The sequence below is a fragment of the Shewanella denitrificans OS217 genome, from assembly GCF_000013765.1.
Classification (GTDB): domain Bacteria; phylum Pseudomonadota; class Gammaproteobacteria; order Enterobacterales; family Shewanellaceae; genus Shewanella; species Shewanella denitrificans.
This window is the reverse complement of record NC_007954.1, coordinates 905,359-922,093: the sequence shown is the minus strand read 5'-3', so window position 1 is coordinate 922,093 and position 16,735 is coordinate 905,359. Positions and strand designations below refer to the sequence as shown.

Here is a 16,735-nt window from a genome sequence, read left to right as displayed (position 1 = left end):
TTCGCTCATTCTGTGCCAAGACGAGATTAAACCGTGAGAACTTCCCCGCTTTTATCATTAAACTTACCCGCTTTCAGCTTGCCCATCATCAAATTTGCAAGGCTTGGTTTTGGGTCGCTGGAAATGAGCGCCAGTCATTTTATTATTGCCTTATCCGCATACTATGCATTGGTGCTGAACTTCCCCGTGATCAGTAAGATAAGCGAGCTGGCCGCTAAGGGCCATGTACTGTTTATTGCCTCGTCAGCCTTGCTCTTGTTTGGCTGTTTTTTATTGATATTTTCATTATTGACCCTTAAATACCTCTATAAACCTGTGCTTATCATCATCACCATGACATCGGCCATGGCCCTGTATGCGACGCTTAAATACAAGGTGATGTTCGATAGCGCCATGATAGAGAACATTTTTGAGACCAATAGCGCCGAAGCCCATTCTTACTTAAGCCTACCCTCCTTAGCTTATGTGGTGTTTTTCGGTATTTTGCCTTCACTGCTCATTGCTAAGGTGAGACTTAAGCCGGCTAAGTTTTGGTGGCATGCTATCTTAGGCCGTGGCCTACTTTTTTTGACGGGACTGATAATAGTGGGGTTAGTGGCGAGCTTTTTTTATAAAGATTATGCCTCTGTGGGCCGCAACAACAAATACCTGACTAAGATGATAATCCCTGCTCATATCGTGAGTTCAGTGAAATATGTAAAGCAGAAATATTTAACTGCGCCAATAAGCTATACCGCCTTAGGCGCAGATGCCGTGCTTGCAGCGTCACAATCAAGCAAGCCAAAATTAGTGGTATTGGTGGTGGGCGAAACCGCTAGGGCGCAGAACATGGCCTATAACGGTTATGGCCGTAACACTAACCCTTACACCCAAGCGTTAGGTTTGATTTCTTTCCAGGATGTGTCCTCTTGTGGCACCGCCACGGCGCATTCTTTGCCTTGTATGTTTTCAAATTTTAACAAAGACAGTTACCAAAGGGATCGCGCCGATGCCCAAGATAATGTCTTAGACATTATTGCTAAGACGGGCACTGAAACACTGTGGCTAGAAAACGATGGCGGTGATAAAGACGTGGCCAAGCGCCTGCCACAAATCACTGTAGACCCAAGTCAGCAAAACCCACTGTGCAATGGCGATACTTGTTACGACATGGCATTAGTGGAATTATTAAAGCAACAGCTGGTTGCTGATGGCAAAAATAAGCTCATCGCTATGCACACCATAGGCAGCCATGGCCCCACCTATTGGCAGCGCTACCCAGATGATATGGAGCGCTTTACTCCCGCTTGCCGCCAAAGTGATATCGAGAATTGCAGCGATGAAGCCATCACCAATGTGTATGACAACACCTTGGCCTACACAGATTTTGTGCTCGCCAATACCATAGCCGAGCTGAAAAAATACACTAAAGACTATGATGTGGCGCTGATGTATATCTCAGATCATGGCGAGTCCTTAGGTGAAAATGGCTTATACCTTCATGGCACGCCCTACAGTTTCGCCCCCAATGAGCAAACCAAGGTGCCTTGGTTCCTGTGGCTAGGTGAAGGCTATGCACAATCAAATGATATCGATGTGAGTTGTCTGAAAAATAAAGCCAATCGTGACAGCTTATCCCATGACAACCTGTTCCATAGCTTATTGGGTTTGGTTGGGGTGGATACTCAAGTAAAAAATCCCAGCTTAGATATATTTGCCAGCTGCAAAGCCGTTAACTAAGGTCACGAATTAGCGCCGTTAATCACTGCACTTAAACAATGCACTTAAACAATGCACTTAAGCAATTCACTTAAGCAATTCACTTAACAAAATTCATTTAATAAAGGAAAGCCCCATGGCGCCATCAGAAACTGTATTAGCAAAACGCACCGGCATTACTCGCATACTCTACACCTGTGTTCATAGTTTTAATGGCCTAAAATGGATGTTCAAAAATGAAGCGGCCTTCCAGCAGGAATTGGCCCTGTTTATCCCCTTGTCAATGCTGGCTTTCTATCTGGATATCAGCCTGAGCCATTCACTCATTTTGGTGGCCAGTTTGTTGTTTGTGTTATTTGCCGAGTTGGTGAATACTGCCATAGAAGTGGTGATAGACAGGATAAGCCTAGCGCGCCATCCCTTGTCTGGGCTTGCCAAAGACATAGGCTCGAGCCTGGTATTGATCAGCATGTTAATCGCGACCGCCATTTGGCTTGCCCTATTGGTTTAATTGGCTTCACCACGTGATGATTTCAGGGAATAAAAATGAAAGTATTGTTGATTGAAGATTCAGAACCCCTGCGCCGTGGACTCAAGGTCGGCCTAGATCACTTAGGTTACACCATAGATGAAACCGGCGATGGTGCCCATGGCCTGAGCATGGCGCTGACTAATCAGTATGATGTGATCATACTCGATTTGATGCTGCCCAGTGTCGATGGCATTAGCATTCTTAAAAGCATTCGTCAGCTGGGCAATCAAGCTAAGGTGATTATCCTCTCGGCCAAATCACAACCCGAAGACAGGGTGAATGGCCTACTGTCGGGTGCCGATGATTACCTAGGTAAACCCTTTTCATTCGACGAATTACACGCAAGATTAGTGGCGCTCACTCGCCGTGGCCAACTCAACCAGATAAACGCTAATCTCACCGTGGCTGAGTTTGAGCTAGATTCGAATAAAAAATCTGTGTTCTATCAAGGCCAAGCCATAGAGCTCACCAAGAACGAATACAAAATTTTAGAGTATTTGTTTAGCAATCAAGAACAAGTATTAAACCCAGAGCAAATCAGTGAGGCCGTGGTTGGCAGTTTCGATAGCCTGTCAAAAAACACCATAGAAGCGCATTTATCCTCCATACGTAAGAAGGCAAAATTACTGGGCGGCACATTACCCGTGAAAAACAAACGTGGTTTCGGTTACTATGTCGGCGATTGCTAATTTTCAGCCACATCAGAGCCGAGCCTAAACCCGATGACGATAAAATCCATTAAGCACACCTTAGTCAATACCATGACCTACGCCATCTCGGCCATAGTGGTTATCGTTTTCTTGGCCATAGACATCAATATCGATAACTGGATCGATAAAGAATTTGATGCTGCCCTAACTAACAAGGCCAACTACCTAAAAACTTTAGTTAAAGTCACTGACCCTCAGCTGTCGTTGGTGGAGTTTGATTTCGCCGATGAGTTTATGCCCGAGTTCTCACTGCCCTCTGATGGTGAGTATTTCCAGCTCTGGCAGGGAGAGAAAGAATTTGAACGCTCGGATTCTTTGCTCAAGTTTGAAAAGGCTAATCTTATCAAGCCACAACAAGCCTTAAACAGCAGCGAATTCTATGATGTCACCCTACCCGATGGCCGCAGCGGCCGCGCCATAGTGTCCACATTCACCCCCCAAATCCCCCTAGATGAAGATAGGCAGGCGCAACAGCTCATCACGCCCATGCAGCTGACCTTGGCCATCTCCAACGAAGAGCTGTCTAATATTTTGATCATTATCGATACCAGCATGGCACTTGGACTGGTGGCCATGATAGTGCTAATACGCTTATTAATGATGAAAGTGATTGATACCGGTCTCAGGCCATTGAACCAGCTTAACCAACAACTAAAATCGGCCAACATAAAGGATGACTTAAGCCCCTTTACTGTGGCTGACGATGAGTTTATTGAAATAGAGCCGATTAAAAATGAACTCAACCGCTTCACCCGGCTTAACCAACAGCATTTACTCAATGAGAAACGCATTACGGCGGATATCGCCCATGAACTCAAGACCCCAATATCGGAGCTGATAAACCTCACCGAAATGCATATTCGCTACCCAGACGATGTCCGCATCAGCGCCACCTATGGTCAAGATGTGCTCAGCATTAGCTTAAAGATGAAACATATCGTCAGTAACTTGTTGCTACTGCAGCAAGCCGCTGCGGGCAGCATACATATGGAGCGGGTTGAGATAAATCTGCCTGAAGCCATAGCGCAAATCATGAAAGAGCTGATAAATAAGCATCCCAAGGTGCACAGCCGTCTCAAGATAGACGATAAGCTCATGGGCATGAGCTGCTATCTGGACGCCTTCTCCATACATTGCATCTTGAGTAACTTGATTGATAACGCCTTGTTCTATAGCCCAGCCAACTCTGAGGTGGCTATTAGGCTCAAACCAGTGCAGCAACAAGGGCCTCTTCAAGGCGTATGCATAGAAATTGAAAACCAATTAGCCGCGAGCTTAAACGATGACGAACTCGAAAAACTCACCATGCCCTTGTATCAGGTTGAGACCTCACGTACTAACCCAGACAGGCACGGATTAGGGCTTAGCATAGTGGACAAGATAGCCAAGGCCAATGGCATGGACTTTAGCTTTCATAAAACCGCTGAAACCAGGCTAATGTTTAGCTTAATAATCCCAAACATTGCAGAAGCGGCTTCAACCCCCAGCCACTAGAAACTAGACGCAAGCCACTGGCTGAACAAAAAAATAGCCGTAAGCATCTACTTACGGCTACCTGCTAAGGTGAACGCTTAAGGGCTAAGCCCTAGGGCAAGAAAGGTTCACGGGTAAACTCATTATTGTCACAGGTAGGACAATCACTGATGATACTTGGAAATTCAATTTGCATCTCGTGTTGGCACTCAGTGCACACCATGCGTCCTTGACTGATAATTTCACCACTTTGATAACAACCATGATGCTTAAAATCTTGGCTTAACTCGTGCCACTCCACCTGACTTTTATCGGTAATTTCATTGAGCCAGTGCCACAAGGTGTTCTCTATGGCTATCATAGTTGGGCTATGACTTAGGCTCTCGGCGTTCTGTTCCTTCAAGTAATTGCCTATGTCACGTTTTAAAAATTCCTCCACTAAAGCAAGCTCAGACTCATCCGCTTGTGACTTAAGTTGCAAATACTGCTTACTTTTCAATATTGACTGGTACAAACTTTTGATTGTTAAGGTATTATTATCTTCAAAGCTATGTTTAACTTGTTCGATAAGTGTTTGATATAGTGCGAGTAACGCTAAACTTCTTCCACTCATAGTCAATACTCCTTAATAGGAACCTTTTTAATGCATCACTTCTAGTTTATTCTATGTGGATCTTAATCGCGCTTTTTAAGCGTTAAATTAAACTTAGACCAAACATAGATCTCATTCAGATCAAAAAATGGGCGGCATGGCCGGAAATAGATTAATGCAAGAGCTATATAATCCCTCAGAAATTGAAGCCTTAGTGCAAAAGCACTGGCAAGAACACAAAACATTTGAAGTCACTGAAGATGAAAGCAAAGAGAAGTTTTATTGTCTCTCTATGTTTCCTTATCCATCAGGTCGCCTTCACATGGGCCATGTCCGTAATTACACCATAGGCGATGTGGTTGCTCGTTACCAGCGTCTACAAGGTAAAAATGTGTTGCAACCCATAGGTTGGGACTCATTTGGTCTGCCTGCAGAAAACGCAGCAATCAATAACAAGACCTCGCCAGCCCCCTGGACTTACGAAAACATCGACTACATGAAGAACCAGCTTAAGCTGTTAGGCTTTGGTTATGATTGGAGCCGTGAAATCGCCACTTGTACTCCTGAATACTACCGTTGGGAGCAATGGTTCTTCACCAAGCTGTATGAAAAAGGCATGGTTTACAAGAAGACCTCATCGGTAAACTGGTGTCCAAATGATGAAACTGTACTGGCCAACGAGCAAGTACAAGACGGCTGCTGCTGGCGTTGTGACACCCCAGTAATCCAAAAAGAAATTCCGCAATGGTTCATTAAGATCACCGACTACGCCGAAGAATTGCTTAACGATATCGACACCTTAGACGGCTGGCCTGAGCAAGTTAAGGCCATGCAGCGTAACTGGATTGGTCGCAGCGAAGGCATAGAAATGACCTTTAAGGTCAAAGATAGCGAGCAAAGCTTCGACATCTACACCACGCGCCCCGATACTTTAATGGGCGTGACGTATGTGGCGATTGCTGCAGGTCACCCATTAGCCGAGCAAGCCGCTAGCACTAACCCTGCGTTAGCCGCCTTTATCGAAGAGTGTAAAAATGCCGATACCACGGAAGCCGCCATGGCCTCTATGGAGAAAAAAGGCGTGGCCACGGGTCTTGAAGCTGTGCACCCTATTTCTGGCAAATTAGTGCCAATTTGGGTCGCAAACTTTGTGCTGATGAATTATGGCACTGGCGCTGTAATGTCAGTCCCTGCGCACGATCAACGTGACTATGAATTTGCTAAGGCTTATGGCCTTGAAATGCAAGCCGTCATCAAGCCCGCTGATAGCGAAGTGGACATAAGCAAAGAAGCTTACACAGAAAAAGGCGTGCTATTTAACTCAGGCACCGCTTTCCCTGAGCTTGATGGCCTTGAGTTCCAAGCCGCTTTCGATGCCATTGACGCCCGCTTAACCGCCGAAGGCAAAGGCAAACGTCAAGTGAATTATCGTCTACGTGACTGGGGCGTTTCTCGTCAACGTTACTGGGGCGCGCCCATTCCTATGGTGACCCTGGCCGATGGCACTGTGATGCCCACTCCTGAAGATCAACTGCCAGTCATACTGCCAGAAGATGTCGTCATGGATGGCATTCAAAGCCCAATCAAGGCCGATAAAGCCTGGGCCGAGACCACGGTTGACGGCAAGCCAGCGTTTCGTGAAACCGATACCTTCGACACCTTCATGGAGTCATCTTGGTATTACGCCCGTTACTGTAGCCCCCATGCGGATGAGATGTTAGATCCCGCCAAGGCTAACTACTGGTTACCGGTAGATCAGTACATTGGCGGCATAGAACACGCTTGCATGCATTTGCTCTATTTCCGTTTCTTCCACAAGTTACTCCGTGATGCGGGACTTGTGAACTCAAACGAGCCAGCCAAGCGTCTATTGACCCAAGGCATGGTGCTTGCGGATGCGTATTACTACACCAATGACAAAGGTGCCCGCGTATGGGTATCACCATTGGAAGCCGAAGTTGTTGAAAAAGACGATAAAGGCCGCGTAGTCAAAGCGGTAGACAGCCAAGGCAATGAACTGGTTTATACAGGTATGAGCAAGATGTCTAAGTCGAAAAACAACGGCATAGACCCGCAAACCATGGTGGAGAAATACGGCGCCGATACCGTGCGTCTATTTATGATGTTCGCATCACCGCCTGAGCTTACCCTCGAATGGCAAGAGTCTGGCGTTGAAGGCGCTCACAGATTCATTAAGCGTCTGTGGAAACTTGCCAGTGACCATGTTGCCGCTGGTCCAACTGAAGCCTTGGATGTGAGCAAGTTAAGCTCATCGCAAAAAGCCCTGCGCCGTGAGCTGCATAAGACTATCGCTAAAGTCAGCGATGACATTGGCCGTCGTCAGATGTTCAACACCGCCGTTGCTGCTGTGATGGAGCTGATGAATCATTTATCAAAAGCACCGCAAGACAGCGCCCAAGACCGTGCTTTACTGGCTGAAGCCTTAAGCGCTGTGACCCGTTTGCTATACCCTATCATCCCGCACATGAGCTTTACCCTGTGGCATGAACTAGGCAATAGCAACAACATCGAAGACAGCCGCTGGCCAGACGTCGATGAAGCGGCGCTAGTGGAAGACAGCAAGCTGATTGTGGTGCAAGTGAACGGTAAAGTTCGCGCTAAAATCACAGTGGCTGCCGATGCGACGAAAGAAGCCGTTGAGCAGCTTGGCTTAGATGATGAACACGTGCAAAAACACCTTGAAGGCTTAACGGTTCGCAAAGTGATTTATGTACCTGGCAAACTGCTTAGCCTAGTCGCTAACTAGTCTGCAGGCCCTTGGTGAGCCAAGCTCATCAAGGGCCTCTCTTTTATCGCTAACACTCTATTTTAGAGATAAACACTCTATTTTAGAGATAAACATTTAGCGAGAAAAAGTTAGCCTTATAATTTACTATCACCACAGTTATCAATCACAAGGAGGCTAATTTCGTGATCCCTTTGAAATCCACAGGCCTAGCATTAATCGCAGCAGTGTTGCTGATGACCAGTGGCTGCGGCTTTAAATTGCAGCGCAGTTACTCCATTCCAGCATCCCTTGAACAGCTGCACCTTAGTAGTACCGATAAATACAGTGAGTTATCTCGTCTGGTTGCCGACCGCCTGCGGGTAAACCGCATCAGTTTAATTGATGCTGATGAAAAACAGCCGACCTTACGCTTGATATCAGACACCTTAGAGCGCAGCACTTTGTCACTTTACCCGACAGGTAATGTGGCCGAATATGAGCTGATTTATCATGTGCATTTCTCCGTTGCCTTCTACCAACAAGATCCCCAGGAATTTGATGTGGAGATCCGCCGCGACTACCAAGACGATCCTCGCACAGCGTTAGCTAAAAGCCGTGAAATGGAGTTATTAGTCAAAGAGATGCGCATCCAAGCGGCTGACAATATTATTCAAACTCTATCCTCCATCGAGGCGAACTAATACTGTGCGCCTGTTAACCAAAGTCCTTGCCCGCTGATGCGCGTCTATCCAGATAAACTCAGCCAATACTTAACCAAGCTTCCCGCGTGTTTTCTGCTGTTTGGTGACGACCCTTGGCTTGTGGATAATGCCAAGAGGCAAATCCTCAAAGCCGCTAAAAAACAAGGCTTTGAAGAGCGAGTGCAACTGGCTCAAGAGAACAACTTCAATTGGGATGAACTCCAGCAAGAGTGGCAATCCATGAGTTTGTTTGCCAGTCGGCGCATTATCGAGCTGCAGCTACCCAATGCCAAGCCCGGCACCGATGGCTCAGCCGCGCTGCAAAGCCTGATGCAATTTCCTAATCCTGATGTACTACTGATCCTTCACGGCCCTAAGCTTGCGAGCGAGCAGACCAATAATAAATGGTTTAAAAGTTTAGATGCCCATGGGGTTTATGTGCCTTGCATTACCCCCGAGGGTAAGCAGTTTTCTCGCTGGCTCGACGAGCGCATCAACTTGTATAAACTGCAGCTAGATCATGATGCCAAGGCCATGTTATTTAACTTGTTTGAAGGCAATTTGTTGGCCGCAGAGCAAGCCTTACAGCTGCTGCAATTACTCAGCCCTAACACCCTCATCCACAGCGATAAGCTCAGCGACTACTTTGAAGATCAGTCACATTTCAGTGTGTTCCAATTAATGGATGCACTGCTTAGCAATCATCAAAAACAAGCCCAGCACATGCTAGCCCAGCTCGCCAGCGAAGACACAGCGCTGCCCATCCTGCTGTGGGCACTGTTTAAAGAGCTCTCCACCTTACTGGCGCTTAAACAAGCGCAAGCACAAGGGGAGCAACTGAATGCGTTATGGTCAAAGCACCGCATTTGGGATAAGCGTAAACCCTTGTATCAACATGCTTTAAGTCACTTGTCTTTGGCTCAGATTGAACACATGCTGGCATTTGCTTCTAAGCTTGAAGTTAATCTCAAGCAACACGGCGATGACAACTGGGTTGGACTGAGCCACTTGTGTTTATTGTTTGATCCCGCCGCCCACAGCAAACTTGCCCATATTGAATTAGGCTAAGCCATGCGAATCGGTATTTTAGGTGGCACCTTCGACCCTATCCATTACGGCCATATTCGCCCCGCACTGGAAGTGAAAAACGCACTTAATCTAGACAGCATTTGGCTGATGCCCAATCACATTCCGCCCCATAAAGCCGGCCCTAAAACCGGCACCGCCCACAGGCTGGCTATGGTGCAGTTGGTGTGCAGCCAACACAATGAATTTGAACTTTGCGACATTGAAATAAACCGCGATACGCCGTCTTTCACCGTCACTAGCTTACAGCAGTTGACGCAGGCTTATCCCGAGCATGAGTTTTACTTCATCATGGGCATGGACTCATTTATCCAGCTGGACCGCTGGTATCAATGGCAAACCCTGTTTGAGCTGTGCCATATCGTCGTCTGTCAGCGCCCTGGTTGGCAACTCGAATACACCTCGCCCATGGCGACGCTAATGCAAATCAAGGTGCAACAGCAGGCAATTAAAGGTAACTCGATAAAGGAAACGAAGGTCGGTAGTATTTTCCCCGTCAACATCACAGCGCAAGATATTTCATCCACTGAGATAAGGGCTCAGATAAGCGCCCAGAGCATGAATAATCAGGCATTAAGCCCGCTGCTACCTGCCAACATTATCGATTACATCAAACAACATCAGCTGTACCGCTAAATCTGAGTAGTGAATGGTTAATGGTTAATGGTTAATGGTTAGTGGTTAATGGTTAATGGTTAGTGGTTAGTCAGGAAAAACCCGTTAGCCCATGGCGTTAACTTCAGCCTCTGTTAGTGCGCGCCACTGCCCTTGGGGCACATCCAAACTGATAGCGCCAATTTTCTCTCTATGCAGCGACACCACCTTATTCCCCACGGCGGCAAACATACGTTTTACTTGATGAAACTTTCCCTGAGTCAGAGTCAATAACACTTGGTTAGGCGAAATAACTTCAAGTTTGGCGGGCAAGGTAAGCTCGTGTTCCCCTTGCAATAAGATCCCCGCTAAAAACTTATCGGCAACCTCTGGCCCTAGGGGTTTAGCAAGCCCAACCCGGTACACTTTGCTGCAATCAGAGTTGGGACTTGTGATAGTAAATGACCAGCGACCATCATCGGTGGCGAGTAATAGCCCTGTGGTATCCGCATCCAATCGACCAACTAAATGCAGCTCACTGCTGTTATCTATGTTCAATACATCGAACACCGAGGGGTACTTTGTCGACTTGCTAGGTTCAGAGATATTGGCGCTTAAGCAATTGGCAGGTTTATGCAGTAAGAGGTAGCGAAAAGGCCTGGGGACAAGATGCTTACCATCGAGAATAATGTGATTATTTTCATGCACCTGCGCCGCTTCATCGACTATCGCCACCCCGTTGACCAGCACTCTTTCATGATGAATAACCTGAACCGCCTCTGTTCGAGACAAAGGGGTACTTTTGCAGACAAATTTATCTAAGCGCATAACAACAAATATCACTCATAAAAGGCATTAACTGCATTATCCGTTATCAAAAGCAATAAACAAGGCCAGTATATTATTACTATCGCTGTGTAGCAGTAATTTGTAGATAGCGCTGTTGAGATAACATTGTTGAGATAGCTTTGTTGAGAGATTTACATCGAGGCATAATGAAGGAGTGGATTGAAGATGACTGCCCAACGCTTTGTTCGGGCAGTGCTGTTCAGGCGGCTCTCTTCAGGCAGTGTGAAGACTTATATCTTTCTGGTTGTCTGCTTAAGCGTTTTGACTCACGCCGTGCTGGCCTGCACGCTGCCAACTTAAATCCATCAACTCTGCACCCGTTAAGCTAAACGCCTGACCAAAGCCTTTCACGTACAAGCCTTTATGAGGCACTAAGCGATATAAATTAAAATCAGCCAGCGCCGCTAAGTTTTCACTCATTTCACCAAAACGGGCCACCAGTGATGCAACCCCTTGGGTGAAATCTGCAGTGTCTCTACTGATAAGTTGCGCCTTAGCATCAAAAGTTAAGCGTTTACGGGCAAACACAGTTTTTGCGCTAGCTTCATCTTCGACTAACATCACGCTGACATCATCCTTGGCTTTTAAATTCATCCCATGGCGTGCCATATCACTGACCAAAATGTAAAAACCACGTTCATCAACAGCAAAAGGCGCATAACTCACGTTTGGCTTGCCGTCTGCATCATTAGTTGCAAGCTCTAACGTCAGCTTTTGTTGCTTAAACGCTTCAATTTCTGGCAATAATTTATCTGCTAATCTTCCATCTTTATTGGTTGTCATAGGGTAAACCTTGTACTGAATTAATCTTAAATGCTGGTGTTCAATGCTTGAGCTAAATGCTTGAGCTAGATGCCAATGCTTTCAACACCAGCGCCTTAAACTGTTCGACCTGGGAAGCAATAAGCACCCGCTGTTTATCTCGGCCTAAATACACTTTAAAGACCATCTCACCTTCTGCACCAAAGAAGTTAATTGAATAGCTTTCTTGGCCTCTAAAAGGTCGGCTGATTAAAGCGATATGGCCGATATTGTCCATCAAAAGATGACCGTGCAAGCCCTCGCCTTTGGTGTAAATATTATAATATCCATGGGCATACTTACCTTCTGGGAAGCTACCTTTAAATTCAAAAATACTGCCAGACACAGCAATTATGGTGGTCATATTGCCCCAGCTTGGCAGGCTGGCTAACAACTCGTCTTTATCGGTCAAGGCTAAAAAGCAGGCCTCTTCGCTGCTCATGGCTTTGACTACCGCAAGCTCACTCACCCCATGCTCTTTCGCCACTTGGGCTGGCATCATTTGTGGCGAATTGATTAAGGTATGCTGCAACTGTGTCAAGGTTAACGCATCTATGCTATCAAGATCCTTTGCCATTAATTCGCTCATATTTATTATCCTAAAAATGCCTCACACAGAATGTGAGGCAGGGTGATTACTCATTTAACTAATACCAGAGTAGGCGCTTAAAACTGGTAGCGGGCGGATAACTTCATGTTTCGCCCTTGTTCGAACAAGGTTTGCCACGCTTGCTTGTATTGCTCGTCACCGATGTTTTCAATAGCAAAATCAACACGAAGGCCGGCTAAATCACCCATTGATGGCTCCCATGCCACATAGACGTCCCACAATTTGTAGTCATCATATTGGGCCACGTTGTTATCAAGAGGCACATCCGTTTGGCTTGCGACATAGCTTAAGCGAGTCCCTAACTTAACATCGCCCTCCATGATGCCTTGAGATAAATCTAGGCTCAGCTTGTTGGCCGGAATATTCGCAATATATTCATTGGTATCAGCGTCTTTACCTTGAGTTTGACCGTAGTTGACGCTTAAACGCGTCTGGTTATAACGGTAGCGGCTGGAAATCTCAAAACCCGTTAATTCAGCTGAACTCACGTTATTCCACGAGGTAGTTTGCTCAAAACCTGGAATACCCATCAATGGATTGCTGACGCTCTGAACAATAAAGTCATCCACATCGTTACGGAACACACTTAAGGTCAGGTTTAGCTCGTCATCGGCGCCAGTAGCACTAAGCTCACTGAAGCTAAAATCGGCTTTAAGCTCCTTGTTTTTCGCTTTTTCCGCTTTCAAATCGGGATTAATAGCGAAGGTATTGCACATGCCGTTTGGCAAGAAGCGCGGAATAGGCGGGATACAGTAATGGCTGCCACTTGAGTACATTTCTTCTATGCTTGGGGCGCGAAATGCTTGATCGTAACGGGCACTCAAATTTAACCAAGGGGTACTCTGCCACACCAATGCCAATGATGGCGACACGGCGCTATCGTCAGTTTCTAACCCTAGGTTATTGCTCTGGTTGCTAAAGCTGTCATAACGTAGCGCAGGCTCTACCGATACTGTATCGCTTAGGCTAACTTTACCGACAACAAACACCCCTAAGGTACTGACTTCGCCATCAATATTGCCCGGACGCTGACCCGTTTGACCTTTATCGTCACGTACAGTTTCAATGGTGTCTTTATAACCATCTACGCCATAGACTAATTCGGTGCGGCCAAGGCCTGCGCCAAAAATTGACTTATTACTTAGACTTAATCCTAAGGTATTAAATTCTGTGGCATCTATCTGCCCCTTAGTGACCCTATTTTCATCATAATCTGTTTGGTTAACGTAAATTAATGCCTTAGCATCTAAATAAGCGTTATCACTTGGGTTAAGCTCGTAAACCAAGCTTAGGTTGTTGTCCGTGGTTTCGCGGCGCACTAATGGCACAGAGCGGCTGACTTCGGCACTTGGGTTACTTGGCACTAACTCATTGCTATTGTTACTTCTTAAAGACAGCTCCAAACGCTGAGCATCATCCAATTGCCAGCCTAACTTACCTAACGCGCTGTGACCTTGTGATGCGCTGTTATTTAAGCTCTCATCCTTGCCAATTTTGATATTATTGCTGTCAAGGTAGCTGCCATTGACAAGCCAATCAATGCTGTCCTGCACACCGTAAATGCTGCCACTGGTTTTAGTGCGCGAGCCATTGGTTTCATAGCCTTGCTTTAGATAGCCACCAAAATGCTCACCGTCCTCAAGAAAGTCTTGCGCCGACTTAGTGTATTGCGCCACCACACCGCCAATCGCACCACTGCCCCACAAGCTGCTTGAAGGCCCCTTTAGCACTTCAATGGACTTAAGCATTTCAGGATCGATGAAATAAGTCCCTCTGTGACCTGAACCCGCATTCTGGCGCGCATCATCCACAGTTTGCAACACGCGGTTACCGCTTAACCCACGAATTTCAACCCCTTGGGCCGATGGACGTGGACCATTAGTGACTGTGATATTGGCCTCATGCTTTAGCGCTTGGGCAGCCGATGATGGTTGTGACTCTTCAAGCTGGGCTGCTGAGATTTTAACAATGGCGCGGCTCGACTTAGCTAGGCTCTCATCGATACGAGTGGCATTGACCAGCACTTCTTCTAGCTCAGTGACAGCTTGATTGTTAGCGGCATAAGCGCCAACACTAGTAGCGTTGAAGATAGCAAAGGTCACGGCTATCACTAATGGTTTCTTGTTCATGATTTTCCCTTAAGATGCATTAATACCCAGCTTGGCTAACTATAGGCATTGGCGATAAATGCCTGTTAACGCGTATTTTGGCGGTACTCTATCTGAGAAAAACAAATAGATCAAATGAAAATCATTATCATTTGCGATCTTGTTTAGATTAATGTAATTTAGTCACTGCTGAGATCAAATGTGGATCTTAAGACTCTCTGAATTGCGACCGATAGAGGATAAATCTGTGACCCCTAAACGCTACATGCTGACTGCTGGCATCATTATTTCAGTGCAAATGGGTTTGCTTGCTGGTGTTTATGCCTATTCAGGCTCCCAAGCAAGCGATGCACTGCCAAGTAGCGCCAATCACAATAACCGTTCTGCACCCACTAAAAATAACGTCAGCCTAGCCTTAAGCTTTAGATCTCAAGCCACTGAGCCTGAAATCACAGCCAATAACAGCATCAAGACTGCGCACGATACCGTCACGACACCCGCGCTGGTAAGCAAACCTAAACCAATAAACAAGCCTAAGCCTGTCGCTAATTCAGAGCCAATAGCTAAAGTTAAGCCAGAAGTTAAGCCAGAGCCAAGCCAGACTGCCAGTAAAACTGACACATCAACAGAGATGCTCGCTCAAACAGCGTCTAATAGCAGTGCCCAACCACAGGCATTAGAAGCCGTAGAGCAAGTATCTGCGCCGGTAAATCATGCGGCAATGCAAAGTCAATTAAGCCTTGGAAAACCAAAATTTTCTGCGCCGCCAACTAAACCTAACTACCCGCGCCTTGCACGCAAACGCGGCTTGCAAGGCACCGCATTGGTGGAGGTGTTATTCGATAATCTAGGTAAGCAGATCGAGTTAAACCTAGTCGATAGCTCAGGTGCGGCCATCTTAGATAAAGCGGCATTAGATGCGGTAAAACTGTGGCAATTTTCACCTCCTAGCCCTCAAAGCGCCCTCGCTTATCGGGTGCAAGTGCCTGTGACTTTTACGCTGAATTAATTTAATTAACCTTTTGGACACCCTAAGATGTCGCTACATTTACTCCCTCAGCTTGAACAAGACTTAGGTCTGCTCACCTGGCCACTGCTAGTGTGCGCCTTTATCAGCTTGCTCATCTGCCTTGAACGCCTAGCGTTAGTGCTTAGCGAAAGCCTAAGCAAAAACCTTAAGCTGCATAAGCGTCGTAAACATTGCCTCGATGCACTCGATACTTTATTAGCTTCGCCTCGGGTGGTGGCGAATAAAGCTTGCGAATTAGATGGATCAGCCAGCCAAGCTCATGAGCCACAAATACAGCCGCTTATCGCCTTGCTTGAAAGTCAAAAAACCATGCTGGCTTCGGGCTGCTTAGCCTTATTACAGCAAGCTCAGCAAACCAAAAGTCTACGTGAAGAAGTGCTCGGCCTGTGGTTAGTGCAAAAACATCAACAGCTCCACGCTGGACTTAAATTGCTGCAAACATTAGGGGTGATTACTCCGCTATTAGGCTTGCTGGGCACTGTGCTTGGCCTTATCGCCATGTTCACTGAGCTAGGTCAATCCCAAGGGCCTGTGACGCCAGCCCAGTTAAGCCAAGGCTTAGGACTTGCCATGAATACCACAGCAGCAGGGCTATTAATTGCCGTGCCCAGTATCAGCGCCGCCCACCTGTTTGGCTTTTATGCCGACCATCACTTAAGCCATATTAGTCAGGTACTCAACCGTTTAAACCTCTGGCTTGAAGGGGTGAATACACAAGCCTTAGCACCGCTAACCCTAGCGCCGGAAAAGAATTCGCAAAGTGACCTCGACACCACTGCTAAGGCGAGCATGTCATCATGATCGGTCACCCCCACAAGAGCCTGAGGGCAAGCCAAGCCCAAGGGCTTGATCTCACAGCGCTTATCGACATTATTTTTATCGTGTTGGTGTTTTTATTACTCACAGCCAACAGTCGTTTGATGACCTTGCCCATTGACGTGCCCAAGGCTCAAAGCGATGAGGTTGCGCCACTGGGTGCACACACAAACCTGACCATAACCCTATTGCCTAAAGCGCCTCACTGGAGTTTAGAGGGGCAAGCGTTTGACAGCTGGGATGAGTTTGAAAGCGAGTTCATCAAGCAAATTAAGCTCACCCCAGACGCCAAAGTGATTGTCGCCGCAGATAAAAATGCCCCCGTGCAGCCTTTGATGACACTACTTGAATTATTACAACGCCTTAATATCGAAAACACCCAAATTTTAATGGAATCTTAATATGAC

General features: G+C 46.6%; 16 protein-coding genes. 11 read left to right on the top strand and 5 right to left on the bottom strand.

What is annotated here, in order from left to right:
• The first annotated feature begins 123 nt into the window (after positions 1-123).
• The 4 genes from SDEN_RS04150 to SDEN_RS04135 all read left to right on the top strand — a co-directional run bounded on the left by SDEN_RS04150 (position 124) and on the right by SDEN_RS04135 (position 4,434).
• The gene (locus tag SDEN_RS04150; RefSeq protein ID WP_011495257.1) at positions 124-1,719 is read left to right on the top strand and encodes a phosphoethanolamine transferase; all 1,596 of its coding nucleotides are present in this window, start codon (positions 124-126) and stop codon (positions 1,717-1,719) included.
• 115 nt (positions 1,720-1,834) lie between these two features.
• Positions 1,835-2,209, top strand: a complete 375-nt coding sequence (locus SDEN_RS04145) for a diacylglycerol kinase (protein ID WP_011495256.1) — start codon at positions 1,835-1,837, stop codon at positions 2,207-2,209.
• Positions 2,210-2,244: 35 nt separating this feature from the next.
• The gene (locus SDEN_RS04140; RefSeq protein ID WP_011495255.1) at positions 2,245-2,919 is read left to right on the top strand and encodes a response regulator transcription factor; all 675 of its coding nucleotides are present in this window, start codon (positions 2,245-2,247) and stop codon (positions 2,917-2,919) included.
• A 33-nt stretch (positions 2,920-2,952) separates the two neighbouring features.
• Positions 2,953-4,434 (top strand): sensor histidine kinase, encoded by a 1,482-nt coding sequence (locus SDEN_RS04135; protein WP_011495254.1) that lies wholly within the window; start codon positions 2,953-2,955, stop codon positions 4,432-4,434.
• Positions 4,435-4,525: 91 nt separating this feature from the next.
• Here the strand turns inward: SDEN_RS04135 and SDEN_RS04130 are convergent, their stop codons facing one another.
• On the bottom strand, positions 4,526-5,026 hold the full coding sequence (locus SDEN_RS04130) for a zinc ribbon-containing protein (RefSeq protein WP_011495253.1): 501 nt from the start codon (positions 5,024-5,026) through the stop codon (positions 4,526-4,528).
• 154 nt (positions 5,027-5,180) lie between these two features.
• Between SDEN_RS04130 and leuS the strand changes: the two genes are divergently transcribed.
• The 4 genes from leuS to nadD all read left to right on the top strand — a co-directional run bounded on the left by leuS (position 5,181) and on the right by nadD (position 10,156).
• Positions 5,181-7,772 (top strand): leucine--tRNA ligase, encoded by a 2,592-nt coding sequence (gene leuS / locus SDEN_RS04125; RefSeq protein ID WP_041406041.1) that lies wholly within the window; start codon positions 5,181-5,183, stop codon positions 7,770-7,772.
• 167 nt (positions 7,773-7,939) lie between these two features.
• Positions 7,940-8,434: an LPS assembly lipoprotein LptE gene (lptE, locus tag SDEN_RS04120; protein WP_041406040.1), complete on the top strand. Its 495-nt coding sequence runs from the start codon at positions 7,940-7,942 to the stop codon at positions 8,432-8,434.
• Positions 8,435-8,470: 36 nt separating this feature from the next.
• Positions 8,471-9,502 (top strand): DNA polymerase III subunit delta, encoded by a 1,032-nt coding sequence (holA, locus tag SDEN_RS04115; RefSeq protein WP_011495250.1) that lies wholly within the window; start codon positions 8,471-8,473, stop codon positions 9,500-9,502.
• A gap of 3 nt (positions 9,503-9,505) precedes the next feature.
• Positions 9,506-10,156 carry a nicotinate-nucleotide adenylyltransferase gene (nadD, locus tag SDEN_RS04110; RefSeq protein ID WP_011495249.1) on the top strand — a complete coding sequence of 217 codons (651 nt, stop codon included), beginning with the start codon at positions 9,506-9,508 and terminating at the stop codon, positions 10,154-10,156.
• 84 nt (positions 10,157-10,240) lie between these two features.
• On the opposite strand, the gene SDEN_RS04105 is transcribed toward nadD, so the two are convergent.
• The 4 genes from SDEN_RS04105 to SDEN_RS04090 form a co-directional block, all read right to left on the bottom strand.
• Positions 10,241-10,942 (bottom strand): pseudouridine synthase, encoded by a 702-nt coding sequence (locus SDEN_RS04105; protein ID WP_011495248.1) that lies wholly within the window; start codon positions 10,940-10,942, stop codon positions 10,241-10,243.
• A gap of 273 nt (positions 10,943-11,215) precedes the next feature.
• Entirely contained in the window at positions 11,216-11,746 is a 531-nt protein-coding gene (gene hutZ, locus SDEN_RS04100; RefSeq protein WP_011495247.1) for a heme utilization protein HutZ, read from the bottom strand.
• A gap of 52 nt (positions 11,747-11,798) precedes the next feature.
• Positions 11,799-12,353 carry a heme utilization cystosolic carrier protein HutX gene (gene hutX, locus SDEN_RS04095; protein WP_011495246.1) on the bottom strand — a complete coding sequence of 185 codons (555 nt, stop codon included), beginning with the start codon at positions 12,351-12,353 and terminating at the stop codon, positions 11,799-11,801.
• Positions 12,354-12,430: 77 nt separating this feature from the next.
• Positions 12,431-14,503 (bottom strand): TonB-dependent hemoglobin/transferrin/lactoferrin family receptor, encoded by a 2,073-nt coding sequence (locus tag SDEN_RS04090; protein ID WP_011495245.1) that lies wholly within the window; start codon positions 14,501-14,503, stop codon positions 12,431-12,433.
• A gap of 226 nt (positions 14,504-14,729) precedes the next feature.
• On the opposite strand from SDEN_RS04090, the gene SDEN_RS04085 reads away from it, so the two are divergent.
• Genes SDEN_RS04085 through SDEN_RS04075 form a run of 3 tightly spaced genes read left to right on the top strand, consistent with a single transcriptional unit; the run spans position 14,730 to position 16,729 of the window.
• Positions 14,730-15,491 carry an energy transducer TonB gene (locus SDEN_RS04085; RefSeq protein ID WP_041405663.1) on the top strand — a complete coding sequence of 254 codons (762 nt, stop codon included), beginning with the start codon at positions 14,730-14,732 and terminating at the stop codon, positions 15,489-15,491.
• Between the two features lie 27 nt (positions 15,492-15,518).
• A complete protein-coding gene (locus tag SDEN_RS04080) occupies positions 15,519-16,313 on the top strand; it encodes a MotA/TolQ/ExbB proton channel family protein (protein ID WP_011495243.1) in 795 nt (264 codons plus the stop codon).
• A complete protein-coding gene (locus tag SDEN_RS04075; protein ID WP_011495242.1) occupies positions 16,310-16,729 on the top strand; it encodes an ExbD/TolR family protein in 420 nt (139 codons plus the stop codon). The genes SDEN_RS04080 and SDEN_RS04075 overlap by 4 nt, the downstream gene beginning before the upstream one ends.
• Positions 16,730-16,735 lie beyond the last annotated feature (6 nt).

Bases quoted from the DNA above. Each gene is read 5' to 3' on its own strand.
- nadD (WP_011495249.1), top strand. From the start codon at position 9,506: ATGCGAATCGGTATTTTAGGTGGCACCTTCGACCCTATCCATTACGGC.
- SDEN_RS04140 (WP_011495255.1), top strand. From the start codon at position 2,245: ATGAAAGTATTGTTGATTGAAGATTCAGAACCCCTGCGCCGTGGACTC.
- SDEN_RS04075 (WP_011495242.1), top strand. From the start codon at position 16,310: ATGATCGGTCACCCCCACAAGAGCCTGAGGGCAAGCCAAGCCCAAGGG.
- holA (WP_011495250.1), top strand. From the start codon at position 8,471: ATGCGCGTCTATCCAGATAAACTCAGCCAATACTTAACCAAGCTTCCC.
- SDEN_RS04135 (WP_011495254.1), top strand. From the start codon at position 2,953: ATGACGATAAAATCCATTAAGCACACCTTAGTCAATACCATGACCTAC.
- hutZ (WP_011495247.1), bottom strand. From the start codon at position 11,746: ATGACAACCAATAAAGATGGAAGATTAGCAGATAAATTATTGCCAGAA.
- leuS (WP_041406041.1), top strand. From the start codon at position 5,181: ATGCAAGAGCTATATAATCCCTCAGAAATTGAAGCCTTAGTGCAAAAG.
- SDEN_RS04080 (WP_011495243.1), top strand. From the start codon at position 15,519: ATGTCGCTACATTTACTCCCTCAGCTTGAACAAGACTTAGGTCTGCTC.
- SDEN_RS04145 (WP_011495256.1), top strand. From the start codon at position 1,835: ATGGCGCCATCAGAAACTGTATTAGCAAAACGCACCGGCATTACTCGC.
- SDEN_RS04130 (WP_011495253.1), bottom strand. From the start codon at position 5,026: ATGAGTGGAAGAAGTTTAGCGTTACTCGCACTATATCAAACACTTATC.
- SDEN_RS04150 (WP_011495257.1), top strand. From the start codon at position 124: ATGAGCGCCAGTCATTTTATTATTGCCTTATCCGCATACTATGCATTG.
- SDEN_RS04090 (WP_011495245.1), bottom strand. From the start codon at position 14,503: ATGAACAAGAAACCATTAGTGATAGCCGTGACCTTTGCTATCTTCAAC.
- hutX (WP_011495246.1), bottom strand. From the start codon at position 12,353: ATGAGCGAATTAATGGCAAAGGATCTTGATAGCATAGATGCGTTAACC.
- SDEN_RS04105 (WP_011495248.1), bottom strand. From the start codon at position 10,942: ATGCGCTTAGATAAATTTGTCTGCAAAAGTACCCCTTTGTCTCGAACA.